The sequence below is a fragment of the Phytobacter palmae genome, assembly GCF_039409775.1.
GTDB lineage: Bacteria > Pseudomonadota > Gammaproteobacteria > Enterobacterales > Enterobacteriaceae > Phytobacter > Phytobacter palmae.
Genome location: NZ_JBCIVJ010000005.1, coordinates 1 through 19276, shown reverse-complemented (window position 1 = coordinate 19276; position 19276 = coordinate 1). Strand labels below are relative to the sequence as shown.

The window sequence follows — 19276 nt, the reverse complement described above, 5'->3', positions numbered from 1 at the left end:
CCTGAGTTTTTTAAGCGACTTCCGCGCTGTAGTGCGTTTCGAGATGCACGAAAGTGGTATCCGGTACTATTTCCCGAATACGGGAAAACTGGTGCGTCTTGAGCAGACGGCGAACTTCCGAGGCAGAGATGGCATTGCCCGTGGCTTTGATGCGCGGGATCTCCACCACCTCTACCGCGCCTGTCAGCAGGCGGTGCATAGTCTGGTTGTACTGGCGCGTAATATCGCAAAACGGCTCTGAGCCGATGAATCGATGGGTAATACCCAGCGCAGGAGCGATGTGGTCGCGAAAAATCAACAGATCGATTTCGCTCCACGCCTGCTGTACCTTGCCGGTCTCTTTGAGGAAATAGGCCGGAAATGTCGCCCGCGAAATGATGTATTCCGATCCTTTATGAACGGTCACGTTCGGCAGATGAGCGACCCCTGCCCGTACCATGTCCAGACGGTCGGTGAAGGGGAAAAAGGACGCATCTTCCTGAACCACAAACAGATGTAAGTGATCGCAGGAGTGCGCCGCCTGTTCCACCAGATGGCGGTGCCCAAGGGTGAACGGGTTGGCGTTCATCACGATAGCCCCAATGCGCTTTCCTTCCACGCGATAAGGCTGCAAGGAGCGGCAATAACGGCTGATGCCAAAGGGCGTATTTTCCATTAACACCGCGTTGTTGCCGCTCTGCGCAATTGGCCAGAATCCGCTGTGCGCAAAGCGCTCCTTATTACAGGGGCGCGTACACAGAAACAGGTGAAAATGGCCCCGTGAAAGCGCGAGGTGTTCAACCTCAGCCAGTAAACGAGCGCTGAGATTCTCTCCGCGCAGGTTTTCATCTACCGCCACACATTTGATGACATTGGCGGCCAGGCCCGCACAACCCACCAGCCGGAGTCCCGACCAGGCTTCAACGAAAGTGGTGATATCGTTGTCCATGCCTAAGCCGCTGTCCGCGAGCAGATTACGAATCTGCGTAAAGCGCTGCGTACCGCTCGTGACATCCGCAATGCGAAAATCAATGGGGGGTTGTGCTTGCATAAATCCGCCGCTTTCCTTAGTGCATGGGCGACAGCGATAAGGCTGGCGCGTCCATAATCACATTGCTGAGATGACCGATATTCTCGATCTCCACTTCGATGCGATCGCCTGCGTTCATGAACAGCGGTGGGTTACGTTTTTTACCCACGCCGCCCGGCGAACCGGTGATGATCACATCGCCAGCATTCAGGCGCGTGAAGGTACTGATGTACTCGATAAGCTCAGCCACTTTGTGGATCATGCTGGCGGTGTTGTCTTCCTGCACCATGCGGCCATTCAGCCAGGTGCGGATCGCCAGACTGTGCGGATCGGGAATCTCATCTGCCGTGGTCATCCACGGACCGAACGCACCGGTCTGACGCCAGTTTTTACCGGCAGTGAACCAGGTGTGCTGCCAGTCGCGTGCAGAACCGTCCATATAACAGCTATAACCGGCAACGTGGCTCAATGCCTCTTCACGGGAGATGTTCTCACCGCTTTTGCCGATGATCACCGCCAGTTCGCCTTCGTAATCAAACTCGCTGGAGTGGCGCGGTTTGAGTACCGGGGTCTGGTGGCCGGTTTGCGAATCAGCAAAACGGACGAACAGTGTCGGTGCCGGATTGTGCTGATCGAACTCTTTACGTTTGTCGGCGTAGTTCATGCCGACGCAAAGAATTTTTCCTGGATTATCAATCACCGGCAGAAATTCCAGCGCATCGAAGCTCAGATCCGGCGTTTCGCCAGACAGCTGTTGCGCTTCATTTAACGCGTTGGCGGCGAGCAACGATTTCAAATCGCTGTAACGATCGCCCAGACGGCGTCCCAGATTGATCACACCATCCGCCTTCACGATCCCGTAACTGCGGATCCCCTGATGGACAAAGCTTGCGAGTTTCATATCAGTTCCTGTAACACATGAATCAGACGAGGAAGTTGCCGAGAATCAGCAGTGATACCGAGACGTTGATCGCGCCGCCGATACGGGTAGCGATCTGTGCGAACGGCATCAGGCTCATACGGTTACCTGCAGTGAGGATGGCAACATCCCCGGTGCCACCCTGCCCGCTCTGACAGCAGGAGACGATGGCGACATCAATCGGATGCATACCGATTTTTTTACCTACAAAGAAGCCCGTGGCGACCAGCGCGGACACGGTGCTGACAATCACCAGCAGGTTAGTGATGGTGAATGCGTGTACCAGCTCCTGCCACGGGGTGATAGCCACGCCCACAGCGAAGAGGATTGGGTAAGTCACAGAGGTCTGGAAGAATTTGTAAACGACCTGAGAACCTTCGAGGATCTTCGGTGATACGCCGTGAACCAGTTTGACCAGCACCGCCATAAACAGCATGCCAACCGGCGCTGGCAGGCCAATCAGTTTGTGGCCCAGCATACCCAGCATGTACAGCAGCACAGCCAGCAGCGCACCGGATGCGATAGTGGTGACGTCAGCTTTACCGCTGAACGCAGGCGCAGCAGGGGCTTTCTCATCGGAGTTATCACGATTAGGCATCAACTGGCCTTCACCGGTCAGGTGCGGGAAGCGTTTACCCAGTTGGTTCAGACAGCCGGAGATAATGATGGCTGTCAGGCCGCCAAGCATGACCATCGGCAATACGCGACCCAGCGCAACACCTTGATCCATATGCAGAATGGTGGCGTAACCGATAGAAAGCGGAATGGCGCCTTCACCCACACCACCCGCCATGATTGGCAGAATGATAAAGAAGAAGATCTGGAACGGTTCAAGACCGAGCAGCAGCCCTACGCCCATCCCTACCAGCATGCCGACGATTTCGCCGCACAGCATCGGGAAGAAAATACGCAGGAAGCCCTGAATCAGCGTGGTGCGATTCATGCTCATAATACTGCCGACAATAATGCAGCAAATGTAGAGGTAGAGAATATTGGTGGATTTATAGAACTTGGTGGTGGATTCAACAACCACGTCTGGCAGCAGGCCATAATAGACCATTGCGGAAGGGATAAAGGTAGCGCAAATCGCCGCCGCACCCAGTTTACCGATAATCGGCAGACGTTTACCGAACTCACCACAGGCGAAGCCGAAAAACGCCAGCGTTGCGACCATTACCACGATGTCGCTGGGTAATTTACCACCCAGACAATCAATGGCGATTAATACACCAGCCAGTAAAAACAACGGCAATGGAATAATCCCGACTTTCCAGGTATCCATAATGTGCCACCATCTGTCTTTCAATGATGGTTTTTGAATCGATAGCGACTCAGAGGTAATAGAAAAAGAATCGTCAGTTGTGCTCATAATTAAGCCCCTTGGTTATTTTGCATTTTTAGCTTAAAGGGCCAGGTTTTGACGTTATGTGAGGCACAGCATAATAAAACCGAAGTTTTAATGGCACCTATGGTTTTTATGGTTTCTTTTATTTAGTGTGATTAATGCCGTAATTATTTCTGTGGTTTTTATGGTTTTTTTAAATAAAAAAACAAGTTAATAACATTTCCAGAAAATCTTTGTTTCTTTCACATCGCCAGTCAGCGTCTGGTGTGCAAAGGATCACAAGTTTCCAGTAAACTCGCCACTGTCAACAGGAAAGATGTTACATTACTGTTTTGTTGCTCTGTGTGTACCACACCATGAAAGTTTCTTTCCAGATTAAGCTCTTTATATCGCTGGTGCTGTTTTTCTCCGGTTTGTTCATCTTACTGGGTGGTTATTATTATATCGATATCGGTCGCCAGCTTTATCAGGAAATGAGTACACGAGCAAAAATACAAGCTGAAGAAATAGCGATAATTCCGAATTTACGCAAGTCGGTTGCTGAAAAAGATATTCCCGCGATTGCACAATTTATGCAACAAGTGGTCGACCGTAGCGATGCCAGCTTTATTGTTATTGGCGATAATAAAGGTATTCATCTGTTCCATTCTGTTTATGATGACCGGGTGGGGACCACCCTGGTCGGAGGCGATAACCAGGAAGTGTTGCAGGGTAAAAGCCTGACCACTATTCGTCAGGGCGGCCTGGGTATTTCCTTACGCAGTAAAGCACCGATATTCAATGATGCGGGTCAGGTGATCGGTATTGTTTCCGTGGGTTATCTGACCAGCTATCTCGATACCATCACGCTGGGCAAGGCAATCAATATCTTTATCGCTGCCGTACTGCTGTTAGCGGCGCTATTTGTCTTTTCATGGTTCTTTACCCGCAGTATCAAAAAGCAGATCTTTTCACTGGAGCCACGGGAAATTGGTCTGCTGGTTCGCCAGCAAAAAGCGATGATGGAGTCGATTTACGAAGGGGTGATCGCCATCGACAGCAATCTGCGCATCGAGGTGATAAACCAGGCCGCGAGAACGTTGCTCAATCTGAGCCAGCCCACGCGCGAACTGCGAGGGCAACTGATTACCGAAGTGATTCCGGCCGTCCCCTTTTTCTCCCGGAACGCAATGCTGGCAAAAGATACACACGATGAGATCTGTCGTTTTAATCACGCGACGGTCATTGCCAGTCGTGTGCGCATCATGCTGGAAGATAAGCTACAAGGCTGGGTCATTACCTTTCGCGATCGCAACGAAATCGACAGCCTCAGCGCCCAGTTAAGTCAGGTGAAGCGTTATGTCGATAACCTGCGCATCATGCGCCACGAGCAGCTTAACCGGATGACGACGCTTTCCGGTCTGCTGCATATGGAACGCTACGACGAGGCAATACGCTATCTTCAGGCCCAGTCGGAACATGCGCAGGAGTTGCTCGACTTTATTTCGTCACGTTTTAGCTCCCCAACGTTATGCGGCTTGCTGCTGGGCAAAGCGGCCCGCGCCAGAGAAAAAGGGGTGGAGCTGGTTTTTGACCCAGGCTGCCAGATGCCGCGCCCCGCGCACCTGCTGGTGGAAGCCGAACTGATATCGATTATTGGTAACCTGCTGGATAACGCCATTGAAGCTACGCAACGTGCCGATTTGCCGCACGAGCCGGTCGAGGTCCTGATCCTGCAAAATGAACGCGAGCTGATTATTGAAGTGGCAGATCGCGGCGTCGGGATCGATCCCTCCATTCGGGATCGCATTTTTGACCGGGGGATGACGACAAAATGCAACGGCGATCATGGCATTGGCCTGTATCTGATCTCCAGCTATGTCACGCAGGTGGGTGGCACCATCGAAGTTACTGATAACGCGCCGCGCGGAACGATTTTCTCATTATTTATTCCGGAAACGGGTCATATACAACGCCCTGCTCCGACTCTGGAAGATCAGAATTATGCGACATGAACAGATAGATGTGCTGATAGTAGAAGATGAAAATGAGCTGGCGCAGCTCCATGCGGAACTTATTGGTAAGCATCCGCGATTGCGGCTGGTGGGCATCGCCACATCCCTGGCAGAAGCTAAGGCACAGCTCGCCAGTAAACAACCGCAGCTGGTATTGCTCGATAATTATCTGCCGGACGGTAAAGGGATTACGCTTATCAGCGACCCGATGATCATTCGTGCCAACTGCTCGGTTATCTTCATTACTGCCGCCAGCGACATGGATACCTGTAGCCAGGCTATTCGCAACGGCGCGTTTGACTACATTCTCAAACCGGTGTCATGGAAGCGTCTGAGCCAGTCACTGGAACGTTTTGTCCAGTTCACCGAACAGCAACGGGTTTGGAAGATTGTCGATCAGCAGAACGTGGATTCGCTTTATCAGTTGCAGGCGAAGAACTACAAGCTGGATAACGGCAGTAAAGGGATTGAGGAAAATACGCTGTCCCGCGTGCAGACACTGTTTGCTGATGCAGGTGAGCGCTGTTTTTCCGTGGATGAAGTGGTGACAGAGACAGGGCTAAGTAAGACCACCGCCCGCCGCTACCTGGAGCATGGCGTGGAGTCCGGCTTTTTATCGGTAGAGATGCAATATGGCAAGATAGGGCATCCACGCAGGATGTATCGCCGGTCGGGCGACGAGGTATAGGTTTCGCGGTTTTCACCTCACCAGAACGTAGATACTGTGAACGCCTTCAACCTCTTAACCATGGCTGACTCGTTTTCCCGCATGACAACCACAGCGACATCTTTGTGCCCCCTGGCGCAGAGCGTGCAGCGAGGGGGTTGAGTCCCCGCTGAAATTGGTGAGACGAAGACCCGATGACAAGGGCAGGCCGCCAGGGATGGCGGACTGAGGTTTGTCGGGACAGGACAAAATCGTCCGGAACAATTTTGAACAACGCAACGCGTTGGCCCCAAGGGCGAACCCCAGGGAGGGGGCGAGTAATGCGAGTCAAACCGACCGCAGGCAGCGGGGCGGGAGGCGAACGCAGTGCGAAGCACCGATTTCTTTGCGGGGCCGCGGGGATTGTAAAGGGGAACGCGGTGTTACCCTTTACCCGTTCACGTGTTCAGGAGATCCATTTCGCCATGAAGATACGGTGAACGGAACCCTCCTCCTGAGCCGCATATTCCCTCACCCCAACCCTCCCGGGGAGAAAACCGGTCGTATCCCGGATTAGCAAAGCGCCATCCGGGATTTCTGCCATTCCTCTCCTGTGCGAGAGGGCCAGGGTGAGGACATCAGATAGCAGAGGACTGTTTCAACACATTGCCGTATAAGCGCTTAATCCCGTCTGCATCCGTCTCGGAATAGACTCCCTGTAGCTCCGGCGAGAAGCCTGGCAGCAAGTTCACGCCCTCTTCCAGCGCCAGGAAGTAACGTTGCACTGCCCCACCCCATACTTCCCCTGGCACCACGCACAGCACGCCCGGCGGATATGGCAGCGCCCCTTCCGCCGCAATCCGTCCTTCCGCCTCGCTGATACGCACCAGCTCAACGTTGCCGCGAATATACTCCTGATGAGCGTCTTGCGGATTGACGGCAAACGCCGGGAAACTCGCCTTACGGAACATCTCTTTTTGCAGATCCTTCACATCGAAACTGACGTAAAGGTCATGCATCTCCTGGCATAGCTGGCGGATCGTGTAATCGCGATAACGCACCGGGTACTTGTTATAGATAGTGGGCAGTACATCCGCCAGCGGCGTATCGTCTTCTATGTGACGCTCAAACTGCGACAGCATAGCCACCAGGTGGGCCATCTTCGCGCTGCTTTCTGCTGGCGTCAGCAGAAACAGAATGGAGTTGAGATCGCATTTTTCCGGGACAATACCGTTTTCACGCAGATAATTTGCGAGGATCGTCGCCGGGATACCAAACTCGGTGTATTCACCCGTTTGAGCGTCGATACCCGGCGTGGTGAGCAGCAGCTTACAAGGATCAACAAAGTACTGATCCTGCGCGTAGCCTTCAAAACCGTGCCAGCTTGCTCCGGGCTCAAAGCTAAAGAAGCGACGCTCGCGAGCGATGATCTCTGTCGGATGATCCTGCCACGGACGCCCGGCAATAACCGGCGGTACGAACGGCTGGATCATTTTGCAGTTAGCGATAATCGATTTGCGTGCCTCGATCCCCACCTCCACACACTCGGCCCACAGGCGCCGGCCACTTTCACCCTGATGGATTTTGGCGTTCACATCGAGTGCCGCAAACAGCGGGTAGAAGGGGCTGGTCGAGGCGTGCAGCATAAAGGCGTTGTTAAGGCGCTTATGCGGACAGAAACGTGCCTGCCCACGCAGGTGGTTATCCTTTTTATGGATCTGCGAGGTTTGCGAAAACCCGGCCTGCTGTTTGTGCACGGATTGCGTGACGAATATCCCTGGATCGTTTTCATTCAGTTCCAGCAGCAACGGTGAGGTGTCCGCCATCATCGGAATGAACTGTTCATAGCCCACCCACGCCGAATCAAACAAAATGTAGTCGCACAGAGTGCCGATTTTGTCGATCACCTGACGGGCGTTATAGATCGTGCCGTCATAGGTGCCAAGCTGGATTACTGCCAGGCGAAACGGGCGCGGCTGGCTGGCTTTTTCCGGTGCCACTTCGCGGATCAATTCGCGCAGGTATTGCTCATCAAAACAGTGCTCGTCAATGCCACCGATAAAGCCGAACGGGTTGCGTGAGGCTTCCAGATAGACCGGCGTCGCACCAGCCTGTATCAGCGCGCCATGATGGTTGGATTTGTGGTTATTACGGTCAAACAACACCAGATCGCCACGGGTAAGTAATGCGTTGGTCACTACTTTGTTAGCCGCAGAAGTGCCATTAAGAACAAAGTAGGTTTTATCGGCATTGAAGACTTTGGCCGCGAACTTCTGCGCATGTTTAGCCGAACCCTCGTGAATCAACAGATCACCCAGCTTCACGTCGGCGTTGCACATGTCGGCACGAAAAACATTTTCACCGAAGAAATCGTAGAACTGTCGGCCGGCCGGATGCTTTTTAAAGAACTCCCCGTGCTGATGACCGGGGCAGGCGAAGGTGTCGTTTTTCATCTCGACATACTGACGTAACGTATCGAAAAACGGCGGCAGCAGATTATCTTCATAATCGCAGGCGGCGGTTTCCAGCTCCAGCCAGTCCTGTTCTTTGCCATTAATCACCGCCGTGACGCCGTCCGGCATTTCATCCGACACCTGGTCAAATAAGAATACCGGCACATTGAAGCCCGTCCGTTTGAGCAAGGCCAGAATGCCGCTACGACTTTCCGCCAGCGTAATGACGACTGCCGCCACATCCGTAAAATCGGTACTGTCCATCGTCACCATCTGGCGGTGGGTAGACAGAGTGGAGATCAGCTCGCGGCTGACGGCAATTTTCATTGTTTTCATAAGCACAGATACCCGTTTCAGGGGAAGAAAAGGCCCCGGGCAAAGCTGGAGCCTTACCCAACGAACGTGTCTGACTGGAACCAGCTCCGACCGCCAGACATCAGTAAAAACAGAGATGTTCTGGTTTTACTGTTGTCCTACAGTGAGCGTGCGTTACCCTCACCGCATGGTGAGTGAAGTATGGGATAAAATTGAACGGGTGCACGTTCGCAGCGTGGCGCGGCATCTCTGTATGAGCGATAAAAACTGCGTCATTTCAGGTGTCCCCGTGAGGTTGAGAAGAAAATTCGCGCAATCATGTCATCATTTTTTCGCAGGTGCAACCAACGAAGCGAAGGCGAAATGCAACATAATGCAATTACGTTTTTAGTAATTTACATAAGTGATTATATTTAAAAGCCAAATGCAATTATTGCTCGCATTAATCAGGCATAATAATGTGATTCATTGCGACATAATATGCAGTTGTATTCGCAAAATCTCTGGAGAAAAGACGTGTTAACAGGTCCTTATATCAACGCCGCCGCCGTTTTGCTGGGGGGGACGATTGGTGCACTGCTCAGCCACCGTTTACCGGAGCGGGTTAGCTCCTCGATGCCCTCAATCTTTGGTCTTGCCTCGCTGGGCATCGGTATTCTGCTGGTGATTAAATGCGTCAATCTGCCCGTTATGGTGCTTGCAACCCTGGTCGGCACGTTGATAGGTGAACTGTGTTATGTGGAGCGCGGTATCAGTGGCGCGGTGAACGGTTTACGTAAATTAGCGCAAAAACGTCGCTCAGCAAGCCATGCGCTGGATGCCCACGAATCTTTTATCCAAAGCCTGGTGGCCATCATTATTCTGTTTTGCGCCAGTGGAACCGGGATATTCGGTGCCATGCGCGAGGGGATGACCGGTGACCCGAGTCTGCTGATTGCCAAAGCCTTTCTCGATTTCTTTACGGCGGTTATATTTGCCACTTCCTTAGGTTTTGCCGTAGCGTTGATCTCCATACCGATGCTTATTATCCAACTGACGCTCGCCACCTGCGCCACACTTATTTTACCGTTGACCACGCCTGCAATGATGGGGGATTTTACCGCCGTTGGCGGCGTACTGTTGCTGGCAACAGGCCTAAGGATTTGTGGAATCAAGATGTTTGCGGTGGCAAATATGCTGCCAGCGCTGGTACTTGCGATGCCGCTTTCTGCCCTGTGGACAGCTTTTTTTGCCTGAGTTCGCGTGCATCATCAGCAAAGTGGTGATAGATTGTGCAGTCTGCAACGATTTGAAGAAATTTCGTTGACGAGGCGAGATGGATCGGGTTTAATGCGCCCCGTTGCCCGGATAGCTCAGTCGGTAGAGCAGGGGATTGAAAATCCCCGTGTCCTTGGTTCGATTCCGAGTCCGGGCACCAAATTCATATCAACGGACCTCCACGGAGGTCCGTTTTTGCATTCAAAGCCCGCCGAAATCAACACCTTTATAATATTTTAACTCCACCCAACTCAATCAACTTCAACCCACATCAAGTCCCTTGCGAGGGTACAACTGAGGGTATAGTCTGATTCGATAAAATTTATACCCCTTTTACTATCAGGAGACCTCACCAATGGCGCTCACTGACGCTAAAATCCGTGCAGCTAAACCGGATGAAAAACCTTATAAACTCGCTGACAGCGGCAATATGTTTTTGCTTGTTCATCCCAATGGTTCCCGCTACTGGCGCCTCCGCTATCGCTTCCTTGGCAAAGAAAAAACGCTTGCTCTTGGTGTGTATCCGGACATCTCATTGTCAGAGGCCAGAGAGAAGCGGGATAGTGCCAGGAAGCAAATAGCCGAAGGTATTGACCCCTGCGAACAAAAGCGAGCAAAGAAGTCTGTACCCGATATCACCCATACTTTTGAAACTATCGCCCGGCAATGGCACAGCAGCAATAAAAAATGGTCTGAGTCGCACAGCGAGAAAACCCTTAAAAGCCTTGAAACCCATGTATTTCCTTTTATCGGTTCACGCGATATCACCACACTGAAAACGCCAGACCTGCTTGTTCCTGTTAAAGCAGCCGAAGCCAAAGAGATATATGAGATAGCTGCCCGCCTCCAGCAACGAATCACAGCAATCATGCGTTATGCTGCTCAGTCCGGCATTATCAGCTATAATCCCGCTGTCGATATGGCTGGCGCATTAACGACAGTGAAACGCCAACACCGCCCTGCTCTCGCCTTAAATCGCATTTCAGAGCTCCTTGAACGACTGGATGCTTACAGAGGCCAACCTCTCACACGACTGGCAACTAATCTTACCCTGCTTATCTTCATCCGTTCCAGTGAACTTCGCTTTGCCAGGTGGACTGAGATCGACTTCAAGAAAGCCATGTGGACCATTCCTCCAGAGCGGAAACCTATTGACGGGGTCAAGTATTCGCATCGTGGTTCAAAAATGCGGACAGAGCATCTGGTGCCACTCTCTACTCAGGCGCTGGATATTCTGCAGCAGATACAGACCATCAGCGGAGAACATGAACTGATTTTCACTGGCGACCACAATCCCTGGAAGCCCATGAGTGAAAATACGGTGAATAACGCATTACGCCTGATGGGCTACGATACAAAGGTCGATGTATGTGGTCACGGCTTCAGGGCTATGGCCTGTAGCTCACTGATTGAGTCAGGATTATGGTCCAGGGATGCAGTGGAGCGCCAGATGAGCCATCAGGAACGTAACGGTGTACGTGCAGCTTATATTCACAGGGCGGAGTTTCTTGAAGAACGCAAACTGATGCTGCAATGGTGGGCTGATTTTCTGGATGCAAACCGTGAAAACCCAGTCTCGCCTTTCGATTACGCCAGACAACAACGCTCATAATCCATTCTCCCGGCATTACTGCCGGGAGAATGTTTCCTTATTTTTCTTTTCCCTGTATATATTTCTTCACAGAAGGGCTAATGATTCACCGCACTTCCCCCTGCTCTGGAATATTTTACGCATGCACAAGTGATTACTTATACTACCCAGATTGAAGCCTGTCACAGCAATTAACGATAAAATAAGACGCAAAATAACGGGACGTCACTATGAGTTTTTTAACGGATGAAGAAATTAATGCACTGACAATAAAGCGAATGATTTTCCATGTCGTTGGAGGGGAGCTGGAGATCCCCGTGCTGCTCAGTGAAATATCACCGCCTGAACATGTCGATTTTTTTCTGGAGAGGATTAAATCTGCATTAAGCGGCAACATGTTCCGGTTTACGGAATTGTCCAATACCGAGCGTATTCTGCGCCTCATCAGGAACCATGCCGATAATGACGCCCATTGTTTCACTGAACAGTCAACCTTTCTGGCAAACGATTTTCAGTCTCATCATCACACCAAAAATGCCAGTATGGGGGTATTCTTTCTTTTTGAACTTAACATCCTCAACGATGAAAAACTGTTTGCGCTCATTAAATATGATAATGAAGATGTGGTGCGTTACGTGCTGGATGCGAAGGGAAACGAGTTTCAGGTCCCCAGACTCGAACGCTTCCGTGAAAGTTTCGTTAAAAAAGCGGAAGCCATGCAGAAAATTGCCCTGGTCCGCCTGACGGCAGAGACTCAGGGTGGACAGGTTGTCGTACGGGATCGCAGTAAACGAACCAATATCTCCGTTTATTTTGAGCGTTTTCTGCAGGTGCAGCGCGTCAACAGTACAACTGACCTCAGCGACAAATTAGTTGCCGCTCTCAAGGATATCTTCAAAAAGCACCGCGACCTGTTGCCGGACGACATCAGACGCAGTGGTGTTAACAAGATTTATGAAACGTTACATCATGGGGCACAGGATTTTAACACCGATGAGCCCCTTTCCCTGCTGAACCAGATTTTTGGGCCAATGGAAGAAGATCATCCACTGGTCAAATCCTTCACCCGTAAAATAAAAGACCTGGGAATTTCAGGTGAATCTTTCCGGATAGTCCCTGAGAACATCCCTAAGCCACGGAAAAGAAAACTGGAAACTCTGGAAGACGTTATCGTTATCTACGATGAGGATAATGCCCCAGATATTGAGACGATGGAAGACGGGCGAAAACGTATAGTGATAGTGACTGCAGGGCTGGTAACAGATGATATCGATACTGGAAAAAATCGGTAAGGCAATAGACCGCTCACGCCGCGCATCTGATCTGGTGATCACGGAGGATCAGCAGGCAACCTCACGGAAACTGTTCATTTCCGGAACCATGGATAGTGACACCCTCCAGTTATGGGGGGAAGTGATAGATGCTGATGCCGAAAATCTCAGGATCGCCTTTTTTGATGAAAGCCGGGATAATATCCACCCCAGGCAGGGAGTCCCTGACCAGAAGCACTTTATCACCATCATCAGTGATGAGGTTCCTGGGATCCTGCGACTCTTCACCCTTGAAGGGTGGCGCACGTTTTTACTCCAGGATCCAAGACTCCGTCAGTATCGCTGTATCTGCGCCCTGTTTGTCAGCGAATCATTTGAAACACAACAGTGGAAAGTCGTGCCATGGAAACAGATGCTCCCGGAGGAGAGTGAAACCGACGTCCCTGCCGGGACAGCCTCCGTCATAAAAAGCATTATCAGGTGTTTTTCAACCGACTTTCTTCCTCCGGATACCATTGCCCCCTGGCTCCTGGTATCCGGAGACAAAATAACCGACGTACCAATGAAAATCTGGACGTCGCTCGCCTGCCGGGAGTTGTTGAAATGTTTCGTCAATGAGCTTTTTGCCGCCGAAATAAAAACGGTCGGGCTGTCCGGAAAACCACCTAGGAAAATCCCTTTTGGAGAAGAACATGCGGCACTGTCCGCCTTTGACGTCATTCAGGAAACGGCAAAATGGATTTTTCTGGAAGGGAATGAGACTGAGCTTAAACATACCTTTCTGTCCAGTGAACTGGCCAGAGAATGGCCAGAGGGTGTCACGTTTTGTGAAGGCATTGTGTATCGACTCCCCCCTGCACTGGAGTCAGCCAGGCTGCTTTACAAGGCACATATCCGGGCAGGAGGAAAAGACACCCTGAAATCGCTGGGCGATTTGCGAAAAAGCCTGACAGAAGACACCCAGAAAATTCTTCAACAGTCGCGGGATCTGTCCTCCGCATTGTGGAAAGACATGGCCCTGGTCATCAGTACGCTGGTCCTCCGCTACAGTCTGGAGGCCCTGAATGCTAGTGGTCAGCAAAAAGTATATGCCCTGACATTTTGTGCACTGGCCCTGTATATCGCCATCTCATATGGGATGTCAGTCTATATCAACCGGCATGCCCTTTCGTTGCTGGAAAAAAACAGAACCACCTGGCGAAGTAAGTTATATGGTTTTCTGGATGAACAGGATTATCAGGAGCTGGCGGGTCTTCCCATTAACGCCGCAATGCGGTCATATCACCGGGTTGAGGGAATGACGTCGGCCATCATGCTCATTCTAATCACGCTATTACTTACGGCAGCCTCAGGTGAATTCTGGTCGCTCAGTACGATACTGCAGTCTGGATACACCTGGGTCATGAGCGCATTACAGCTTCTGACTCCGTGGGCTCTGTGCGAGCCGGAGTGGTTCCCTGTGTGTCCTTTGAAATGAAGCAATCAGAGATATAGTCGGTCCCGATATCTGACAGATCCGGCGGTACCCTATGAATCACCGTTCAGCAGGATGACCTGTGCTATACACGATATCTGGAGTGGTCTCACGCAGCATCCCACAATAGGTCTGGATATATAGGTTAAAATCTATCATAATTATTTATGAACCACCGCGCCTGATTAATTTAAATGCAAATAAACATGTAGAACAAATATCTCTACTTAAATACTAAAAGGTAATGAAATGTCTCTAAAACTCTTAGGAAAGAAAAGTGTTTTTTTTTGTTACTGTCTGGGGATGTACGTTTTTTTAAGTGTGTTGGTCAGTTTGATTTCTTCGCCTGTTTTCAGCAACAGTTTGGCTGAATCACTGCCACCTGTATTATTGGCATACTGGATGGCAAAAATGTTGTCCCGCTTTTTTTCTGTGCGGACTATGGCGACCCCGTTTTTATTTTTTATTGTCCAGGTTATGGCATTCATTGGTGCCGGTGCCGTAACCCATAAAATGACTGGAACTGATTATGCTATGTGGACTGCAGGTATCGCTTTCGTGTTATACCTTGGGTTAATGTTTATAGTGAAAAATATTAATCAACAGAAGAATAAGCACAGCATGCAATAATGAAAGGCGGGGTTAATCCCTGAGGAATCCCCAGAAAAAATGACAGGCACTGGGATTTATGATCTTATTGATTGTGTTACCAATTCAATGAGATAACCCTATGCCTGCACGTTCGTTATGCCGAAAATTTCTTAAAAACATACTGGAACCTCTGCATCTTTACCGTCAAAACTCACTAATTGAGGCAACCAGCGCTGTAATAAATGTTTCCTCTCTTACGCTTACCAGTATCGGACGTCATTTAACCGGAACTGCATCAGTTAAAAACAAAATAAAGCGTGTAGATCGACTGCTGGGGAATCCTCATTTGCAAAATGAGGTTTCCCACATTTTTCAGCGAATTACTCAGAAAATGACGCTGGGAATGTCGCGTGCTGTGATACTCATTGACTGGAGCGCTTATCATGCTTCCCGTTTCCAGCTCCTGCGGGCAAGCCTGGCATGTGATGGCCGATCTTTACCGCTGATGAGCTGCGTCGTTCCATCATCTCAGACGGCGAATCCTGAAGTACATGAGCGTTTTCTTGAGTCGCTTTCTGAATGCTTCACTAATAGTAAATATTTAAATGCTAGGCTAGCATCATGAGTAAAACAAAGATGAAAAGAACGATGATGCTCAGCCAGCTTAACCTGCGTTTTCATAAAAAGCTGATCGAGGCGCTGAAAGTGCGTGCCGGTCGCGAAAATACCTCGGTCAATGCCCTGGCCGAACGCTTCCTTGATGACGGCCTGAAAACGGCCGCTGCTGGTGACGGCTGGTTTCAGCTGATTGCCGATCCGGAGGCCACAGTCCGGCAGCTGTACCGGCATATTGTTCTTGGCCAGACTTTCGGCACGTCTGTGATCTCCCGCGACGAGCTGCGCTTCATTCTGGTTCATGCCAGGGATGCCTTTCTGCGTGGACAGGGCAGACTGGCCACGCTGCCGGCCCTGAACACACTGCTCGATATCACCCGCGATCTGCTGGCCTGGCAGGTGGAGCATGACCGGCCGGTCGACAGCCACTACCTGAAGGGGATCTTCCGCCTGGCTGGTGAAAACTGGACGGCGGAATTTGATGCCTTCCGGGCGGCGCTGCGTCCGGTCGTGGACCCGCTTTATGCTGAGCATCTCCTGCGTCCGCTGGAAAGCGACTGTTTCACACTGGCTGATGTTCCGGACGCCATACTGGCCGAGATTTTCTCCCTGCCACGGCTGAAGGCCATTTTCCCGCTGATCCTGCGCGGGCTGGACTGGACAGAAGAGAAGGCCACCGCGCTGGCACAGGAGCTGCGTCCGGCCGTCCCGGCCGTTACGGAAACCCTTGAAGCCGGTACGCTGCGTCTTGGTATCCGTATCGAGGGACAGACTCCTGGCGAGCGCCCCGGCGCCTGGTACACCACTCCCCGTCTGCACCTGCTCATCACCGGCCAGGACTTCGTGGTGCCGTACGGCTGGGAAGTCTTCTCGGAACTGCTGGGACTGTTCACGCTGTATGCCCGTCATCCGCAGGCGCTGTCTCACGGTCATCAGGGCGAACTGGTGATGTTTTCCCCACCGGGGGACGTCACGAAGGAGGGATTTTTTGGTATCGGGGGGCTGCGCATCTTCCTGCCGGCGGAGGCCTTTGAGTCGCTGGTCAGCGGCCTGACCGCTGCTGCCGCGACCGGGCCGCTTGCGGAGGCCCTGATCGGGCTGCGCTGCCTGTACGGAGATTTGTAATATGAAAATACTGAGGCAGCTGTGGAACCAGAAAGGGCTCGATGCGGCAGTTGAAAATGTACCCGATGATCGATACGGTTTCAGTCATATCGCAGAAAATATATCCCGGTCCATCCTTTCCCTTCCACAGGAGGCTTCAAATGTTGTCGGAATAGAAGGAGCATGGGGATCGGGGAAAACAAGCCTCCTGAATCTGATACTGAATAATCTTGCCCTGAAAAAAGACGGGTATACACATGTTCTGCATATATCCCCTTGGCTGAGCGGCAGCAGTCCGGTTGAAGCGCTCTTTCTTCCTGTTGCCACGGTTATCCAGCAGGAAATGGAAAAACGCCATCCCCCGAAGGGCTTCAAAAAGCTCTGGCATAAATATCTGTTGTCACCCGAAGCGCAGAAAGTGATTGAGTATGCTCAGAATACTTCATCGCGCGTCCTTCCGCTGGTTCAGTATATCGGGCAGTTTTCCCGCACAATTAACTGGATAGCAGGCGGGATAAAAGTATTTACCGAGAGCCGTCTCGCCGTAGATCAAAAAACGACTACAAAACTGCGGGCGGAAATTGCGAAACAACTGGTCAGTCTGGATCTGAAATTCATCGTAGTTATGGATGACCTTGATCGACTTGAACCTTATCAGATTGCGGAAGTGTTCAGACTGGTGCGGGCTGTAGCCGATCTGCCCCGCTTTACCCATATTCTCTGTTATGACAGGCAGATTATCACTCATGCCGTTGAGCATGCGCTGAATATCGAAGATGGCAGCCGCTACCTGCAGAAAATCATTCAGCTCAGTTTTAAATTACCCCGACCTGAGGCCTTTGATTTACGCAATGAATTTCGACAGCGAGCTGAGGATCTGTATGAGCAAATTAACAATCAACCGGCAGACTCAGGTATGGCGAGGGATCTCGCCGCGGTGACTGATACGTATGGTGCCGCACTTTCAACACCACGTGAGATCCATCAGGCCATTAACTCCCTGATTTTTCTTTATCCGGGGATGCGGGATTTTGTGTATTTCCCTGATTTGTGTCTGCTCCAGCTTATACGGGTGACAAACCCGGCCCTGTATGACTGGACAGAGCATTACCTGACAGAACGGTCCGTGATTGAAACCGGCCAGGGCATGCTTGCTGAGCAAGAAAAGACAGCTTTCCGCGAGGAACTTATCAGGTGTATGGCGATGTTCAGGGCATCGAATGCAGACTCGTTTCTGACGCTTGCAGACTGGATCCCCGGTATCAGCGGATATAATGATGAACATCTGGATCTCTTTGAGCCCGTCAGTGAGGATTTTCGCCATATCCAGACGACCAACAAGCGACTCAGCAGTCTGACGCACTGGCGGTATTATTTTGCCTTTTCCTCACCCCAGAATGTTCTTCCCCCTGAGTTCTTCAACCAGCTTTTTATGCAGGCAAGCGTACCGGAAAAACAGCAGCAGCTCTCTGAAGACCTCCTCTCAAAAATCAACAGTGTGGGTAGTCTGTCCGGAACCTGGTTCGAACATATACTGAGCAGGCTGACTCCGGGCCTGATAAGAGAACGCAATTTCGAAGAGTGCGCAGGGCTGGTTCAGTTTTTCTTCGATCACACAGATGATGTCAGCACTCGCTTCCGGATCCGTAACGCATGGTTTTCCCTGCGTGATACGGGCGTCAATCAGGTTTTACGGCATCTTCTGAAGCATATGCTGACTATTGATGAGGCCAGAACAATCACGCTGCTGGAAACGTTTGTCACACGGGGTACTTCACCTTTCTGGATAGCCGATTTTATGCGGGAACTTCTCTGGGAACACGGTCTTGCACAAAGTGCGGTGCCTCCTGCCTCTGAACCTCTTTTGAGTCGCGATATTACGGAACGGTTGCGTGAAAGATTTGCTGAACGTATGAATCAGCCAGAACTTCATAAACAACTTCTCCAGCGCCAGTCTGTTCTCGGTTATCTCTATGCATGGAGAGACATGAGCGCACCTGAAATCGTGAAGCAATGGGTCAGAGAGGTGACTTCAACGGATGAAGGCCTTGTTGACCTGTTGCTACGATTACAGACCAGCGTGTTCAGTTCTGACAAAGGGGCATATCGCAGGATAGCGCGTGACCAGGTCAGTCCGTTCTTTGATGACTGGCCTGCCGTCGAGGAAAAACTGAGGGCTATGCTTTCCGGCAACGAACTGACGCCTCTGCAGGAAGAACTCAAAAGTGCGCTGGAAAATGACAACTGACAAGATAAAAGGCCACCTGGCGGCCTTTTTCTTACTAAATAAAGTGAATCAGGCGCTAACCGCTTTTACATTATCAAAAGGCACACCGGCATACGCCAACTCACTCAGCAGCTTGCGTTTCCATCCACCATACTCATCAAATTCGGTATAGAGTACGCCGGCGAGATCGGAAGGTATTTCGATATCTCCCTTCTTGAGTACCAGCACTTTCCCTCGCCCAAGCTTACCCGCGAAATACCCCAGTTCATAAAGAACGTTCTGGCGAGCACGCAGTCGTGTACTTTCAGAGGAAAGGGCATTTCCGCTATCGTCGGGCGTCATCAGCACTATGGCAAAGCTGACATCTCCTGACTCCGCTTCAAATTTCTCGATAACCGTCCTTGAGCCGTCAGGACGTTCAGAAAGATTGATTTCCTCAAGCCCTATACGAGAGATAAAACGGGC

The 19276-nt window shown here is 51.1% G+C and carries 14 protein-coding genes, 1 tRNA gene and 1 pseudogene; 11 read left to right on the top strand and 5 right to left on the bottom strand.

Annotation, left to right across the window (positions count from 1 at the left end; genetic code table 11):
* Positions 1-10 precede the first annotated feature (10 nt).
* Genes citC through AAIG39_RS07945 form a run of 3 tightly spaced genes read right to left on the bottom strand, consistent with a single transcriptional unit; the run spans position 11 to position 3297 of the window.
* The gene (gene citC / locus AAIG39_RS07955; protein ID WP_249572235.1) at positions 11-1030 is read right to left on the bottom strand and encodes a [citrate (pro-3S)-lyase] ligase; all 1020 of its coding nucleotides are present in this window, start codon (positions 1028-1030) and stop codon (positions 11-13) included.
* Between the two features lie 16 nt (positions 1031-1046).
* Positions 1047-1910, bottom strand: coding sequence for a fumarylacetoacetate hydrolase family protein (locus tag AAIG39_RS07950; RefSeq protein ID WP_090083387.1), 864 nt, complete (start codon positions 1908-1910; stop codon positions 1047-1049).
* Between the two features lie 22 nt (positions 1911-1932).
* Positions 1933-3297: a 2-hydroxycarboxylate transporter family protein gene (locus AAIG39_RS07945; protein ID WP_090083385.1), complete on the bottom strand. Its 1365-nt coding sequence runs from the start codon at positions 3295-3297 to the stop codon at positions 1933-1935.
* 332 nt (positions 3298-3629) lie between these two features.
* Between AAIG39_RS07945 and AAIG39_RS07940 the strand changes: the two genes are divergently transcribed.
* Together AAIG39_RS07940 and AAIG39_RS07935 are read left to right on the top strand one after the other, a co-directional pair.
* Positions 3630-5267 (top strand): ATP-binding protein, encoded by a 1638-nt coding sequence (locus AAIG39_RS07940; protein WP_090083549.1) that lies wholly within the window; start codon positions 3630-3632, stop codon positions 5265-5267.
* Positions 5257-5955 carry a response regulator gene (locus AAIG39_RS07935; RefSeq protein WP_090083384.1) on the top strand — a complete coding sequence of 233 codons (699 nt, stop codon included), beginning with the start codon at positions 5257-5259 and terminating at the stop codon, positions 5953-5955. The genes AAIG39_RS07940 and AAIG39_RS07935 overlap by 11 nt, the downstream gene beginning before the upstream one ends.
* A 596-nt stretch (positions 5956-6551) precedes the next feature.
* Here the strand turns inward: AAIG39_RS07935 and AAIG39_RS07930 are convergent.
* Positions 6552-8702, bottom strand: coding sequence for an ornithine decarboxylase (locus AAIG39_RS07930; protein WP_343193580.1), 2151 nt, complete (start codon positions 8700-8702; stop codon positions 6552-6554).
* A 495-nt stretch (positions 8703-9197) separates the two neighbouring features.
* Here AAIG39_RS07930 and AAIG39_RS07925 point away from each other — a divergent pair, with 495 nt between their 5' ends.
* The 9 genes and pseudogenes from AAIG39_RS07925 to AAIG39_RS07885 all read left to right on the top strand — a co-directional run bounded on the left by AAIG39_RS07925 (position 9198) and on the right by AAIG39_RS07885 (position 18832).
* A complete protein-coding gene (locus AAIG39_RS07925) occupies positions 9198-9917 on the top strand; it encodes a DUF554 domain-containing protein (RefSeq protein WP_343193579.1) in 720 nt (239 codons plus the stop codon).
* A 105-nt stretch (positions 9918-10022) separates the two neighbouring features.
* Positions 10023-10098 (top strand) — tRNA-Phe (locus AAIG39_RS07920).
* 195 nt (positions 10099-10293) lie between these two features.
* Entirely contained in the window at positions 10294-11550 is a 1257-nt protein-coding gene (locus tag AAIG39_RS07915; RefSeq protein WP_063145386.1) for a tyrosine-type recombinase/integrase, read from the top strand.
* Between the two features lie 209 nt (positions 11551-11759).
* Entirely contained in the window at positions 11760-12821 is a 1062-nt protein-coding gene (locus AAIG39_RS07910) for a nucleoid-associated protein (RefSeq protein WP_343193578.1), read from the top strand.
* Positions 12793-14277 carry a hypothetical protein gene (locus AAIG39_RS07905; protein WP_343193577.1) on the top strand — a complete coding sequence of 495 codons (1485 nt, stop codon included), beginning with the start codon at positions 12793-12795 and terminating at the stop codon, positions 14275-14277. Before AAIG39_RS07910 ends, AAIG39_RS07905 begins: the two co-directional genes overlap by 29 nt.
* Positions 14278-14523: 246 nt before the next feature.
* A complete protein-coding gene (locus AAIG39_RS07900) occupies positions 14524-14904 on the top strand; it encodes a hypothetical protein (RefSeq protein WP_155034039.1) in 381 nt (126 codons plus the stop codon).
* 100 nt (positions 14905-15004) lie between these two features.
* A pseudogene (locus tag AAIG39_RS07895) lies at positions 15005-15454 on the top strand (IS4-like element ISEc60 family transposase); the annotation flags it as partial.
* Between the two features lie 62 nt (positions 15455-15516).
* A complete protein-coding gene (locus tag AAIG39_RS07890; protein ID WP_343193677.1) occupies positions 15517-16605 on the top strand; it encodes a transcriptional regulator in 1089 nt (362 codons plus the stop codon).
* Position 16606: 1 nt separating this feature from the next.
* Complete coding sequence (locus AAIG39_RS07885; protein WP_343193576.1) at positions 16607-18832, top strand: KAP family P-loop NTPase fold protein; 2226 nt, start codon at positions 16607-16609, stop codon at positions 18830-18832.
* 48 nt (positions 18833-18880) lie between these two features.
* On the opposite strand, the gene AAIG39_RS07880 is transcribed toward AAIG39_RS07885, so the two are convergent.
* Positions 18881-19276, bottom strand: a 396-nt coding sequence (locus AAIG39_RS07880) for a TIR domain-containing protein (protein ID WP_343193575.1), incomplete at its 5' end; no start/stop codon positions are given.

What these genes read in the sequence shown, in the direction of transcription:
- AAIG39_RS07945 (WP_090083385.1), bottom strand. Translation starts at nt 3,297, where the DNA reads ATGAGCACAACTGACGATTCTTTTTCTATTACCTCTGAGTCGCTATCG.
- AAIG39_RS07940 (WP_090083549.1), top strand. Translation starts at nt 3,630, where the DNA reads ATGAAAGTTTCTTTCCAGATTAAGCTCTTTATATCGCTGGTGCTGTTT.
- AAIG39_RS07890 (WP_343193677.1), top strand. Translation starts at nt 15,517, where the DNA reads ATGCTCAGCCAGCTTAACCTGCGTTTTCATAAAAAGCTGATCGAGGCG.
- AAIG39_RS07885 (WP_343193576.1), top strand. Translation starts at nt 16,607, where the DNA reads ATGAAAATACTGAGGCAGCTGTGGAACCAGAAAGGGCTCGATGCGGCA.
- AAIG39_RS07935 (WP_090083384.1), top strand. Translation starts at nt 5,257, where the DNA reads ATGCGACATGAACAGATAGATGTGCTGATAGTAGAAGATGAAAATGAG.
- AAIG39_RS07950 (WP_090083387.1), bottom strand. Translation starts at nt 1,910, where the DNA reads ATGAAACTCGCAAGCTTTGTCCATCAGGGGATCCGCAGTTACGGGATC.
- AAIG39_RS07910 (WP_343193578.1), top strand. Translation starts at nt 11,760, where the DNA reads ATGAGTTTTTTAACGGATGAAGAAATTAATGCACTGACAATAAAGCGA.
- AAIG39_RS07930 (WP_343193580.1), bottom strand. Translation starts at nt 8,702, where the DNA reads ATGAAAACAATGAAAATTGCCGTCAGCCGCGAGCTGATCTCCACTCTG.
- citC (WP_249572235.1), bottom strand. Translation starts at nt 1,030, where the DNA reads ATGCAAGCACAACCCCCCATTGATTTTCGCATTGCGGATGTCACGAGC.
- AAIG39_RS07900 (WP_155034039.1), top strand. Translation starts at nt 14,524, where the DNA reads ATGTCTCTAAAACTCTTAGGAAAGAAAAGTGTTTTTTTTTGTTACTGT.
- AAIG39_RS07915 (WP_063145386.1), top strand. Translation starts at nt 10,294, where the DNA reads ATGGCGCTCACTGACGCTAAAATCCGTGCAGCTAAACCGGATGAAAAA.
- AAIG39_RS07905 (WP_343193577.1), top strand. Translation starts at nt 12,793, where the DNA reads ATGATATCGATACTGGAAAAAATCGGTAAGGCAATAGACCGCTCACGC.